The sequence below is a fragment of the Candidatus Rokuibacteriota bacterium genome, assembly GCA_016209385.1.
GTDB lineage: Bacteria > Methylomirabilota > Methylomirabilia > Rokubacteriales > CSP1-6 > JACQWB01.
Genome location: JACQWB010000146.1, coordinates 1 through 12,845 on the forward strand (window position 1 = coordinate 1; position 12,845 = coordinate 12,845).

Annotated in this window: 11 protein-coding genes; 6 read left to right on the forward strand and 5 right to left on the reverse strand. The window is 68.5% G+C overall.

Going from position 1 to position 12,845, the window contains the following annotated elements; translation table 11 throughout:
• From HY726_10125 to HY726_10145, 5 genes are all read right to left on the reverse strand, one after another.
• Positions 1-413, reverse strand: a 413-nt coding sequence (locus HY726_10125) for a molybdopterin-dependent oxidoreductase (GenBank protein MBI4609357.1), incomplete at its 3' end; no start/stop codon positions are given.
• 854 nt (positions 414-1,267) lie between these two features.
• Positions 1,268-3,664 (reverse strand): xanthine dehydrogenase family protein, encoded by a 2,397-nt coding sequence (locus tag HY726_10130; GenBank protein MBI4609358.1) that lies wholly within the window; start codon positions 3,662-3,664, stop codon positions 1,268-1,270.
• Positions 3,661-4,158: a (2Fe-2S)-binding protein gene (locus tag HY726_10135; protein ID MBI4609359.1), complete on the reverse strand. Its 498-nt coding sequence runs from the start codon at positions 4,156-4,158 to the stop codon at positions 3,661-3,663. Before HY726_10135 ends, HY726_10130 begins: the two co-directional genes overlap by 4 nt.
• Complete coding sequence (locus HY726_10140) at positions 4,145-5,053, reverse strand: xanthine dehydrogenase family protein subunit M (protein ID MBI4609360.1); 909 nt, start codon at positions 5,051-5,053, stop codon at positions 4,145-4,147. The genes HY726_10135 and HY726_10140 overlap by 14 nt, the downstream gene beginning before the upstream one ends.
• Before the next feature lie 43 nt (positions 5,054-5,096).
• Positions 5,097-5,282 carry a tautomerase family protein gene (locus HY726_10145; protein MBI4609361.1) on the reverse strand — a complete coding sequence of 62 codons (186 nt, stop codon included), beginning with the start codon at positions 5,280-5,282 and terminating at the stop codon, positions 5,097-5,099.
• A gap of 263 nt (positions 5,283-5,545) precedes the next feature.
• On the opposite strand from HY726_10145, the gene HY726_10150 reads away from it, so the two are divergent.
• From HY726_10150 to HY726_10175, 6 genes are all read left to right on the forward strand, one after another.
• Entirely contained in the window at positions 5,546-6,433 is an 888-nt protein-coding gene (locus HY726_10150) for a polysaccharide deacetylase family protein (protein MBI4609362.1), read from the forward strand.
• 26 nt (positions 6,434-6,459) lie between these two features.
• Positions 6,460-7,311, forward strand: coding sequence for an alpha/beta hydrolase (locus tag HY726_10155; protein ID MBI4609363.1), 852 nt, complete (start codon positions 6,460-6,462; stop codon positions 7,309-7,311).
• A 126-nt stretch (positions 7,312-7,437) separates the two neighbouring features.
• Positions 7,438-8,313, forward strand: coding sequence for a xanthine dehydrogenase family protein subunit M (locus tag HY726_10160; GenBank protein MBI4609364.1), 876 nt, complete (start codon positions 7,438-7,440; stop codon positions 8,311-8,313).
• Between the two features lie 140 nt (positions 8,314-8,453).
• A complete protein-coding gene (locus HY726_10165; protein MBI4609365.1) occupies positions 8,454-11,312 on the forward strand; it encodes a molybdopterin-dependent oxidoreductase in 2,859 nt (952 codons plus the stop codon).
• A 122-nt stretch (positions 11,313-11,434) separates the two neighbouring features.
• Complete coding sequence (locus tag HY726_10170; protein MBI4609366.1) at positions 11,435-12,139, forward strand: ABC transporter ATP-binding protein; 705 nt, start codon at positions 11,435-11,437, stop codon at positions 12,137-12,139.
• A 173-nt stretch (positions 12,140-12,312) separates the two neighbouring features.
• On the forward strand, positions 12,313-12,845 hold a 533-nt coding region (locus HY726_10175), incomplete at its 3' end, for an ABC transporter substrate-binding protein (GenBank protein MBI4609367.1).

Genomic DNA, 12,845 nt, shown 5'->3' on the forward strand with positions numbered 1-12,845 from the left:
GGCCGTCCGGCGCTGGTTCGAGCTGACCGCCCAGGGGTCCGGGGGCCGACCGTGAAGAGGTGGGTCGGGTCTACCAGGAGATCCTCAGGCTGATCGACGACGTGGGCGAGCCCAGGGCCACCACCCTCCGCCGCCAGTGGGAGGCGGGGGTTGTTGATGATGCGGCCGCAGTCCTCCACCGCCCAGCGCCCGAGGAGGCGGACGAAGCCCGTGTCCACGTCCACCTCGACGTAGGAGAGCTGGATGCCGTTGGTAAAGGCGAAGCCCTGGTGGCGCGGCACGCAGTGGCGCGTGACCGCCAGCTCGGACTGGGGAGCGTGTCGGCCAGGGGGGAACCTTTCCCGCTGAGACAGGACCGGCTCAAGCGGGAGCTGGCGGGGGAGGGGCTCTCGGAGTGCGACCCCGGGCGGTATACCGCGGTCGCGCGCGGGGGCGGGCGCCTCCGGCGGGTGGTCCGGCTTCCGAGGCGCGCGGTCGAGACGCTCCTCGTGGAGGAGATCCCCGTGTTACCGCTCGTTACCAGAGTTACCGGTTTTTCGGAGTAGGGGGCCATGGCCTACGCGGCGAAGCTCCCGGCCAGCATCGTATCCCCCGGGGGGGAGCTGACGGACGGAGCGAGCCCTGAGCCCGCGCCATCGCTCGGTCCTGACCAGTTCGCTCGGCCTTTTCCCGTACATCGGGACACCCAGCTTGCGTCCGCGCCAACCAGTCCAGGACACCATGCCGGTCACGCGGAATGCTCCGCTGTTGCCGGAGCCGACGTCGACGCCGGTGGACCCCCCATCCCTGGGAAACCGGTAACAGCGGTAACAACCGGTAACAGGGCCCCCTTGCCGGAGACCCTGGGGGCCGCTCCGCGAGCCCGGCTCCCATGAGCGACCCTGAACCCGCCGCCGACGGGGAGGCGTCACCACTCGTCACCGGTGTCACCAGTGTTTGGGACATAGGGGGGCCTGCGGAAGGAGACGGCTGGTCCGCACTCGGGGCAGGCTCGAGAGCGCCGGCGGGGGGAGCTGCCGACGGGCGGTCTCGATCCTGCTGAAAACGTTGAGGAGATGCCTTGGGAGAGTCTGCGCGTGACTCATCGGGCGGATGCTCGTCCTCGCGGAGGGCTCGTGGGAGGGCCAGACTGTACGGCATGCCCCCCCTACTCAGAAAAAACGGTGACACCGGTGACAGGTGGTGACGGAGCCGGCAGCTCCGCTTCGAGAAGGGCCTCGACCGCGCCGACGGAAGGATTAGGAAGGATAAGGATGAAGGGCCTTTCTCAGCGCTCCTCGAGTCGGCCCAGGGCCTTCAGGACAATTTCGGGGGTGATCGGTTGGCGCGTGACGCGCGCCTTGAACGGCGCCAGGGCGTCGTTCACGGCGTTGAGCACCGCGCCGGGGGCGCCCGCGACGCCGGCCTCGCCCGCCCCCTTGAAGCCCCCTTCCGAGAAAGCGGTGGGCGTCTCGATATGGCCGACCCCGATCGGGGGCATCTCGGCGGCCATGGGGACGAGGTAGTCCATCAGCGTGGCGTTCAGGAGCTGGCCCTCCGCATCGTAGACGCAGTGCTCGAAGAGCGCCGCGCCGATCCCCTGCGCGATGGCGCCGCGCATCTGCTCGTCCACGAGGCGGGGGTTGATGATGCGGCCGCAGTCCTCCACCGCCCAGTGCCCGAGAAGCCGGACGAAGCCCGTGTCCACGTCCACCTCGACGTGAGAGAGCTGGATTCCGTTCGTGAAGGCGAAGCCCTGGTGGCGGGGCACGTAGTGGCGCGTGACTGCCAGCTCTGACTGGAAGTCCTTGGGGAGCGTGTCGGGGCGGAAGTAGGCGATCCGGCCCAGCTCAGCGAGGTCCAGGCGCACCTCGCCCGTGGCCGCGTCGACGATCTTCCCCCGCCGCAGATCCAGGTCGAGGGGCTCGCACGCCAGGACGGCCGCCGCCACCTTCAGGATATTCTCCTTCAGCGCTTTGCCCGCCAGGAGTGCCGCTTCCCCTCCGATCCCGGCACCCCGGGAGGCCCAGGTCCCGCCACCGTAAGGAGACACCAACGTATCGCCGGTGAGCACGCGGACGTCCTCCAGCGGGACGCCCACCGCCGAGGCCACCACCTGGGCGAGCATGGTGTCGGTGCCCTGGCCCTGCTCGGTGACCCCGGTCATGCAGACCAGCTTGCCCGAGGGCTCCAGCTTGATCGTGCAGCCGTCCTGGGACGAGATCCGGGCGCCTCCCACGCCGTAAAAGGCCGGGCCAGGGGTGGTCAGCTCGACGAAGGCGCAGAGGCCGAGGCCGCGATAGATGCCGCGGCTCCGGAGCCTGTCTCGCTCGGCGCAGAGCGCGCGATAGTCGGAGATCTCGAGCAGCTTCTCCAGGGCTTCCTCGTGGGAGAGGCGCTCGAAGAAGTAGCCGGTGGGCGAGGTGTAGGGGTACATGTCGCGCGTGACGAAGTTCTTCCGCCTCACCTCCACCGGGTCCAGCCCGATCTCTCGCGCCACGCGGTCCACCATGGCCTCCATGACCGCGAAGGCGATGGGATGGCCGACCGCGCGGTACTGGCACATCGGGGTCTTGTTCTGTAAGACGACCTTCAGGCTCGCCGCGTAGTCCCGGAACCTGTACACGCTCGGCGTCAGCCTGACGGTCTGGTTTCCCTCCACAGCGCTGGTGCGCGGGTAGACCGAGTAGGGGCCGATGCCCGTGAGGTCATCGAGGCGCATGCCCAGAATGGTCCCGTCACGCTTGACCCCGATCTCCGCGGTCACCCGGTGGTCACGGGCGTGGATGTCGCTCAGGAAGGACTCGACCCGGTCGGCGAGGAACTTGACTGGCCGGCCCAGCATGACAGCGAGCGCGCAGGTGGCCATCTCGTCAGGGTAGATGTGCACCTTGATGCCAAAGCTTCCGCCCACGTCCTTGCAGACCACCCGGACGTTGTGCTCGGGAAGGCGCAGGTGCCGGGCCAGGATGTCCTGCATCATGTTGGGCGCCTGGAAGGAGTGGTACACGGTCAGGCACTGCTCGGGGGGATCGAAGTCCGCGAGGATGACGCGCGGCTCCAGCGTCACACCGGTGTGCCGTCCCATCCAGAACGTCTCGCGGTACACCGCGTCAGCCTCCCGGAAGGCCCGGTCCACGTCGCCCGAGGTGAGCTCCAGCTTGAAGGCCAGATTGTCTCCCAGGTCGGGGTGGATCACCGGCGTGGCGGGGTCGAGGGCTGTTTCCGCGTCCGTGACAACGGGCAGCGGCTCCCACCGGACGAGGACGCGGGCGACACCGTCCTCGGCGATCGCGCGGCTCTCCGCCACGACCGCGACCACGGGCTCCCCTTGCCAGGTCGCCTTGCCGATCGCGAGGGCATACTGCTTGGCCGACTTCATGCCGGCGAAGTGGGCGAGCGTGCCCACCCAGCCCTCGCACACCCGCGCCAACTCCTCTCCCGTGACCACGGCCACGACGCCCGGCACGGCTTTTGCCGGGGCGGTGTCGATGGAGACGATTCGGGCATGGGCGTGGGGGCTCCGGAGAAAGGCGACATGCGTCATGCGCGGGAGCTTGATGTCGTCGGTGAAGACGCCCCGCCCGGCTAGGAGGCGCTTCGTCTGGGGTCGCACGACGCTCGTGCCGATATAGCTCTCGGCCTCGGCGACGGTCGCTGGAGCGCTCTTGGCGTCTCTATTCATCGGGTTGCTCCCGAGCGGGCCGCGCCCACTTTCCTGACAGCCTCGACAATGGCGTGATAGCCGGTGCAGCGGCAGTAGTTGCCTGAGAGCGCTTTCCGAATCTCCATCTCGTCTGCGCGGGGGTTCTGGCGGAGGATCTCGTGCGCGGTGAGGAGCATGCCGGGCGTGCAGAACCCGCACTGGAGCGCGTTCTCCTCGGCAAAGGCCTGCTGGAGGTCGAAGATCTCGCCCCTCCCCGCCACTCCCTCGATGGTCTCCACGCGACAGCCATCGGCCTGGACCGCGAGCATGAGGCAGCCGCGCACGAGGGCTCCGTCCACCCTCACGGTGCACGCGCCGCAGGCACCGTGCTCACACCCCACGTGCGATCCCGTCAGCTCCAGCTCATACCGGAGGAAATCCACGAGGCTCTGGCGCGGCTCGACGCGGCGCCGTACGGGCACGCCGTTCACGGTCAGAGAGATTTCCAAACTGTCCATGTCAGGCCCCCTCATCTTTTCCTCGCCCCCGGTCGGGGGAGAGGGGAGGGTGAGGGGGCTCCAGGAGCCGGCCGAGCACGCGGCTCAGCAGCACCCGTGCGAGATGGCGGCGGAGGGCCCCGCTCGCGTGGATGTCGCTGGGCGGGTCAAGGTCGGCCTCGAGCGCCCGGCCCGCCTCGGCCAGGACGCCAGGCTCGGGACGCCGGCCGGCCAGCTCTGCCTCGGCGCGCGCGGCGCGGACAGGTGTCAGGCCCACGCCGGTGAAGACCAGGCGAGCTTCCGCGACAGCGCCGTCTGATAGCCGGCAGTGAACGGCCAGGCCCACCAGAGCGTAGTCGCCGTGGCGCCGGGCCAGCTCGTCGAAGGCCGAGCGCCAGCCGGCGTGGATCGGCGGCACGACGACCTCGGTGAGGATCTCTCCAGGCTCGAGCGCCGTCGTATAGATCCCGCGGAAGAACTGCGCGGCCGGGATCTCGCGCACGCGGCCGCGCCCGGCCACCCGGATCGTCGCCCCGAGAGCGACGACGCAGGCCGGCAGTTCGGCCGCCGGGTCGGCCAGGGCGAGGCTTCCGCCGAAGGTGCCCCGCGCGCGGATCGCGAGGTGGCCGATGTGAGGCATGGCCTGGGCGATGAGGGGGACGTGGCGGGCGACCAGGGGCGAATGCTCCACCGTATCCTGGCGCGCCAGCGCCCCGACGACGAGGCCGTCGGATGTGAGGTGGATTCGGTCGAGACCTGGCAGGCGGTTGATGTCGATGAGCGCCGACGGGGTGGCGAGCCGCATGTTGAGCGCCGGGACCAGGCTCTGGCCCCCGGCGAGGATGCGCGCGTCCGGGCCGTACCGCTCGAGCAGTTCGAACGCCTCGTCAAGCGTCGTCGGACGGTGATAGGCGAAGGGCGCAGGTTTCACGTGCGAGCGGTATTCGGGCCAGGGGAGCGCCGAGCGTCTCGCGCTACTTCTTCTCGGACACGAGGCTCCCGCCCACCGACCAGCTCTCCTGCGGCATGGGCTCGAAGACGACCCAGATGTAGTCTTTCGGGATCTTCGTGACCCGGTGCACCACCTCCGTGATCCCGTTGGCCATCTCAGCGCGAGCCTCCTTGGACTGGGGAAACGCGGTCACTCGGATGAATGGCATGGGGCACCTCCCTTAGGACGCGGTTCATGGAGCTCGAAGGGACCGGCAGATCGACGCGGCATGTTAGCACGGCGCCTTTTCAGGGGTCAATCGCACGATTTTGGCCTTGACGGTCCTGGCGGTTTTGGGTAGCGTTCCTCGCGTATAACGCGCGATCCCGCCCACCCGGGCGTTCGCACGCTGCTCGAGGCCGGTGAGCGGGAGACGCGGAGCCATCTGCGGCCCGTCGCTGCTCCGCTGGTGCGGTGCGAAGGAGGAGACACATGATCCCGAGAGAACGGCTTGATTTCTCGCCGATCCTGAGCCGCCCGCCGCTACGGTTGCCCGAGGGCATTCGCATGGTGCTCTGGCCTGTGCTCGCGCTGGAAGAGTGGGACATCTCCCGACCGATGGCGCGCACGGTGATCCCACCGCCCCAGGGCCAGGCGCTTGTGCCGGACGTCCCCAACTGGAGCTGGCACGAATACGGGATGCGCGTTGGTTTCTGGCGTCTCAAGCGCGCGTACGAAGACCTGGACATCTCCCCCACGGTGACGTTGAACGCCAGGGTATGTGAGACCTACCCGCAGGTTGTGGAGGCGTGCCTCAAAAGCAACTGGGAGCTGAATGCGCACAGCTTCGAGCAGATCCCGATGCACCGGCTCGATGATCAGCGGGCCGTCATCATCCGGTCGGTCGAGGCAATTGAAAAATTCTCGGGCACACGACCGCGCGGGTGGTTCGGGCCCGGGCTGACTCAAACGTTCGACACGCTGGACTACCTGGCTGAAGCGGGGATCGAGTACATCGGTGATTGGGTGCTCGACGACGAGCCCGTGACCCTTCGGACGACGTCGCGTCCGATCGTGGCGCTCCCGTACAATTTCGAGATCCACGACATCGTGATGATGGCTCTTCAACATCATCCATCCGACATGGTCTACCACCGCGCTCTGGATCACTTCGAGTGCCTGTACGAGGAGAGCGCAGAGCGACCCAAGGTCATGGCGATGGCATGTCATCCGTATCTCTCGGGGGTACCGCACCGCATCCGTCATGTCAGGCGCGCCTTCGAGGCGATGCTCAGCCGTAAGGGCGTGGTCGCCTGGGATGGGGCACGCATTCTCGACTGGTATCTCTCACAGCGTCCACTGTCCTCCCGGACGGTGTAGCCGAGCCCGGGCCCGGGAGCGGGGCGATGGCGGTCGCGGTCGAGCATGGCGTCATCCGCGTCAACGGCGTCCGGCTGCACTTCCGCGCCGCCGGGGCAGGGCCGCCGATGGTGCTCCTCCACGGCTGGCCGCAAACCTCGTACGCGTGGCGAAAGGTCATGCCCGCGCTGGCGGAGCGCTTCCGCGTCGTCGCGCCCGATCTGCGCGGCCTGGGGCACTCCGACAAGCCGGCATCGGGGTACGACATGCGGACCGTTGCCACCGACATCCGCGAGCTGGTCCGCGCGTTGCGGCTCGAGCCACCGTACCTGGTCGGCCACGACTGGGGCGGGCTCATCGCGCGACGCTATGCCCTCGATTGGCCGGGCGAAGCGGCGCGGCTGGCCATTCTCGACATCGTCCCTCACGAGCAGGTGCTCACCAACCTGTCCGCCAACGTCGCGCGCGCGGGGTGGCACTACTTCTTCAACGCGGTGCCTGACCTGCCCGAGATCCTGGTCCAGGGCAATGTCGAGGCGTTCCTCCGCGCCTTCTTCTGGCCCAAGTGCCACAACCCGGTCCGCTTTATCGAGGAAGGGATCGCAGAGTATACGAAGGCCTATTCCACGCCGGGAGCGCTCCGCGGCGGCTTCAGCTACTACCGGGCGATGTTCGCTGAGAACCGAGCGCTCGACGCCGAAAGCGCGGGGCGACGAATTCGCGAGCCCGTCCTCTGCCTCTGGGGCACGAGCGGCGGGATGGGTGGGGTCTTCGACGTGCTGGAGATGTGGCGTCGCGAAGCCGTCGATGTGCGTGGCCACGGTGTCGACGCCTGCGGCCATTACCCGGCCGAGGAGCAGCCCGAGGCCGTTGTCGAGGCACTCGTCGAGTTCAAGTAAGGTGTGAGGTATCTCACACCTCAGAAGTTAGCCCTCCTGCCATCTTGACCCCTGGCGACGCCAACCCTAGAATCAGGTCACCACAGATGCTGGAGGGACCCGCTTCTCTCTGCTCGCGATGACAGTGTGAAGCCCGCTGCTGTTCGATACGAACGCCCGCGTGACGTCGGGGAGGCGACGGCCTTGCTCGCCGCCCGAGGCCCCGATGCGAAAATCCTCGCCGGCGGTCAGAGCCTCATGCCGCTCATGAACATGCGGCTCGTCCGTCCCGCCGTCCTCGTCGACATCAATCACATTCGGAGCCTCGCCTACATGCGGATGGAGAACGGCCAGCTGGCGATCGGGGCGGTGGCCCGCGCCAGGGACGTGGAGCTCTGGCCCGCGGCGCGCGAGCGGTGCCCGATCCTCGCCGAGGCGCTGCGCTGGGTCGGCCATGCGGAGATCCGAAACCGCGGAACGGTGTGCGGCAGCCTGGCGCACGCCGACCCGGCCGCTGAGCTGCCCGTCGTCGCGGTTGCACTCGACGCCGAGCTGACCGCCGAGAGCGTCCGCGGCAGGCGGACCATCCCGGCTGCTCGGTTCTTTCTGTCCGTCCTCACCACGGCGCTTGAGGCCGACGAAGTGCTGACCGAGGTGCGCATGCCTGCGCTCACGCCGGGTGCCGGGTGGGGGTTTGTCGAGTTCGCTCGACGCCGGGGCGACTTCGCCCTGGCAGCCGTGGCTGCCCTCCTCGAGCGCGGATCCGACGGCGTCTGTACACGCGCGCGGGTCGTCCTCGGCGGGATGGACGCCACTCCGCGCCGCGCCGAGCGAGCCGAGCAATCGCTGGTGGGCGAGCGCCTCACGAAAGAGCGCTTTGCCGCCGCCGGTCGAGAGGCCGCCACCTCCCTCGAGCCGCCGGGCGACGTTCACGCCTCCGCCGAATACCGCCGCAAGCTGGCTGCGGTCCTGGTCGAGCGCGCTCTGGCCGCGGCGGCTGACCGGCTGCCCCGCGAGGGCTAGGAGGATGCCGAGAAATTCAGCTCGCGTCCCCGAACGTTCAGCGCGCACCTGGCCGAAGCGTTCCGAGCGCGGGCTTGGCCCGCGCAATCCCGGGGGGAGGTATCGGAAGGGGGGCGAAGCCCCCCTCCGAGGCCTCTAGGATGGACGCGGCGTCGCGTCACCCCGTGACGCTGACCGTGAACGGCGTTCCCCGGACCGCCACGGTGGAGGCGCGTTGCTCGCTCGCCGACTTCCTGCGCCACGACCTTGGCTTGACCGGGACCCATGTCGGCTGCGAGCACGGCGTCTGCGGCGCGTGCACCGTGATGGTAGACGGGCGCTCGGTGAGGTCCTGCCTGATGCTCGCGGTCCAGGCGGACGGCTGCGACGTCCTGACCATCGAGGGGCTGTCGAAGGACGGACGGCTGAGCGTCCTCCAGCAAGCCTTCTGGGAGAACCAGGGACTGCAGTGCGGCTTCTGCACTCCGGGGATGCTGATGGTCAGCCACCGCTTGCTCCTGGAAAACCCCGCGCCCACAGCCGAGGAGGTGCGGGAGGCGATTGGCGGCAACATCTGCAGGTGCACAGGCTACCAGGACATCGTCACTTCCGTCCTGGCGGCGACGGCCGGAGGCAAGCGTCCCAGCCCTCCGGCGGAGACCGACGCGAGGGAGCGCTTGGTCGGTGCTCCCATCCCCCGGGTGGAGGACGAGGTGGTCCTCCTGGGACGCGGAACCTATGTGGACGACGTCAAACTTGCGGATGTCCTCGAGGTGGCCTTCGTGAGGAGCCCCCACAGCCACGCCAGGATCGTGTCGGTGAACGTGGACCGGGCCCGTGACTTCCCCGGCGTGGTGTATGTGCTGACCGGTGCGGAGGCGGCCGAGATGTGCCCGGGCTGGCGCGGCGTGCTGGCCTTCCCCGGCATGAAGGCGGGGCTCCAGCGCCCGCTCGCCCTCGACAGGGTGCGCTTCGTGGGCGAGCCGGTCGTGGCCATCGCGGCCACGAGCCGGGCTCTCGCCGAGGACGCGGCGGAATTGGTCGAGGTCGAGTACGAGCCGCTCCCGCCGGTCGTTGACCCTGTCGAAGCGCTCACGCCCGGGGCGCCGGTCGTTCACGAAGAGCTGGGTGACAACCTCTCGTGGCGCAACCAGTACTCGACGGGGGACGTGGACGGGGCGTTAGCGAGCTGCGACGTAGTGGTCTCCCGCAGCTTCAGGACCGGCCGCCATACTGCACAGGCCATGGAGCCGCGCGGCTGTCTCGCCAGCTTCGACCCGGTCGCCGGCTCCCTCACCGTGTGGCTCTCGAGCCAGGCGCCGCACCTGATGCAGCGCGAGTATGCGTCCTTGCTCGGTCTCGAAGACCATCGGGTGCGCGTGATCACGCCCCACGTCGGCGGCGCTTTCGGGTCGAAGGCCCACGTCTACCCTGACGAGGTGGCCACGTGCCTCCTGTCTATGAAGCTGGGCCGGCCGGTCAAGTGGATTCAGGATCGCATGGAAAGCCTGCCGGGTGATGTGGCGGCGCGCGACGAGCGGGTCGATCTCGAGATGGGGTTCAAGTCGGACGGCACGCTCGTGGCGATGCGGGCGCGGATCCTGGCCGACGGGGGCGCCTACTCGGTGTTCCCCCGGGGCAGCATGACCGAGCCCAACATGATCTCGCGCATCCTGCCGGGCCCCTACCGCTTCTCGCACTACGCGTTCACGGCGGAGCTGGTCATCACGAACAAGCAATCGCTCGGGCACCACCGCGCGGTCGGTCATCCCGTCGCCCTCTTTGCCACCGAGCGGCTCATGGACATCGCCGCGCGCCAGCTCGGCCTCGATCCGGTGGAGATCCGTCGCCGCAACCTCATTCGCCCGGAGGAGTTGCCGTATCGGAGCGCGGTCGGGAACACTTACGCCGACGGCAGGTACGCCGCGGCCATGGACCGCCTGCTCCAGGCGGTGGATTACCCGGGTCTCCGGCGGTGGCAGGCGAGCGAGCGTGCCAGGGGCCGCTGCGTCGGGATCGGCCTGGCCACGTTCATCGAGGGGACCGCGCCGGGCGCCCAGTTCTACGCGACGCTCGGGGCGCCCATCATGGCGGCCGACGCCGTCACCGTACGTATGGAGCCCAACGGAACCGTGGTCGCGCTGGTCGGCACGGCCGGGCAGGGGCAGGGCCTCAGGACGACGGCCTCCCAGGTCATCGGGGATACGCTCGGTCTCAGGCTCGGGGACATCACGGTACTGGACGGCGACACCAGCATGGTGCCGTACGGCAGCGGGGTCTGGGGGGCGCGGAGCGCCGTGGTGGCGCTGGGCGCCGGGAAGCTGGCGGCTGAGGCGGTGGCCGACAAGGTCAAGCGGATCGCTGCCCACCTGCTGGAGTGTGCCCCGGAGGACCTCGAGCTTGGCAAGCGGAGGGTGTCAGTTCGCGGCTTCACCGATCGCAGCGTGCCCCTGCGCGAGGTGGCGGCGGTGGCGTACTTCCGCACCACCGCCCTCCCGCCCGGGATCGAGCGCGGGCTCGAGGCGACCCGCTTCTACGAAGGGCCGGCGATGACGTGGATCAACGGCGCTCACCTGGCGGTCGTGGAGGTGGACCCGCGTACCGGGATGGTCCGCCTGCTGAGCTACGCGGCCCTGGACGACTGCGGTCGGATCATCAATCCGCTGATCGTCAAGGGCCAGGTCCGCGGCGGCGTGGTCCACGGGATCGGCGGGGCGTTGTTCGAGCACCTTGTGTATGACGCCGCCGGCCAGCTGGTCACCGGCTCTCTCATGGACTACCTCGTGCCGCTCGCCACCGATGTTCCCGACATCGAGGTGATCCACATGGAGACGCCGTCGAGCACGAACCCGAACGGCACAAAGGGCGTCGGAGAGGCCGGAACGAGCGGGGCGCCCGCCGCCATTGCCAACGCCGTCAACGACGCGCTCAGCCCCCTGGGCGCAGAGGTGACCGTCCAGCCGATCACGCCCGAGGCGGTGCTCTCGGCCATCGAGCAGGGAGCACGCCGCCGGCGCTGAGCAAGGAGACAGGTGGGATTTATGGCCAGCGTACAGATGTCCAAGGAAGAGATGCTCAAAAGGGAGGTCTCATCGCTGAGGCGAGCGAACGAGAACGTGCGGCGCGTCTATCTGAGGGAGTGATGCTCGGGGTCGAGAAGATCAATAGCTTCTACGGTCTCAGTCACGTCCTCCACGACGTCTCCCTGACCATTGGGGAGGGCGAAACGGTCGCCCTGCTCGGGCGGAACGGGGCTGGGAAGACCACCACCCTCAAGACCATCATGGGTATCCTCAAGCCCCGCACCGGCCGGATCGTCCTGAGCGGCGAGGATCTCACCCTGCTGCCCACGTACCGCGTGGCCCAGAAGGGCATCTGCTTCATCCCGGAGGACCGGCAGGTCTTTCCCAACCTGACGGTCTTCGAGAATCTCAAGATCAGCCGGTTGCCGGTCGGCGGGGGCAAGCGCCTCGACGACTTCCTCGACTGGGTCTTCACCCTCTTCCCGCCCCTGAAGGAGCGCATCGCGCACAAGGGTAGCCAGCTCAGCGGCGGCGAGCAGCAGATGCTCACCATCGCGCGCGGGCTCGGCACCGAGCCCAAGATCATGCTCGTGGACGAGCCCACGGAAGGGTTGATGCCCTTTCTGGTGGAGACCATCCGGGAGGTCCTAGTGCAGATCCAGGAGAAGGGGATCGCCATCCTGCTGGTCGAGCAGCGGTTCCGGATGGCCCTCTCCATTGCCAGCCGCGCCTACCTCATCGAGAAGGGCCAGATCCGCTGGGAGGGCTCGTCAGCGGACCTGCTCGAGGACGAGGAGACGCGGATCCGGTACCTCGGCGTCTAAGTCGTGGGCGAAACCCGCTACGGGGACCAACCGCAAGGGCGTTTCGCTCCGACGTCCGGTGGAGGCCGCGTTCGCCGGTACGGACCAAGGGAGCACCGGGCGACGGCTCTCGGCCTCCGCCGGCGGGGGAGAAAAAGGGTCAATAGCCACGCAGTGGCAAGGAGGACGTTCCCATGAGCGGACTGAGCCGTAGGCAATTCGTCAAAGGCATGGGTCTCCTGGGCGGTGCGATCGCGATCGGGTCGGCGCCGCCATTCCTGAAGGAGGGGCGCGGGGAGAGGCCGATCAAGTGGGGCATGATCACGCCGACAACCGGCCCCTACGCCACCGAAGCGTTCGACCAGGTCGAAGGGGTGAAGATCGCCGTCGAGGATATTAACCGCGAGGGCGGCGTCGACGGGCGGCAGGTGGAGCTACTGTTCCGCGATGACCAGTTCAAGTGGGACCAGACCACCACCCACGCCCTGGACCTCCTCGACAACCACCGGGTCGACTTCATCTCTGGCTCGATGGTGGGTCCGGAGGAGGTGCGGCTGAACGAGCTCTCGGCCAAACGCAAGATCATCTACGCGAACTACCCGCAGCACATCCTCGCGACGCCCGAGAACGCGAAGACCATGTCGCCGCTCTTCTTCACCGCGAACACTACGCCCTACCAGCTCGCGGCGAGCGCGGCGACCTACATCGCGGAGCGGAAGCTCGGCAA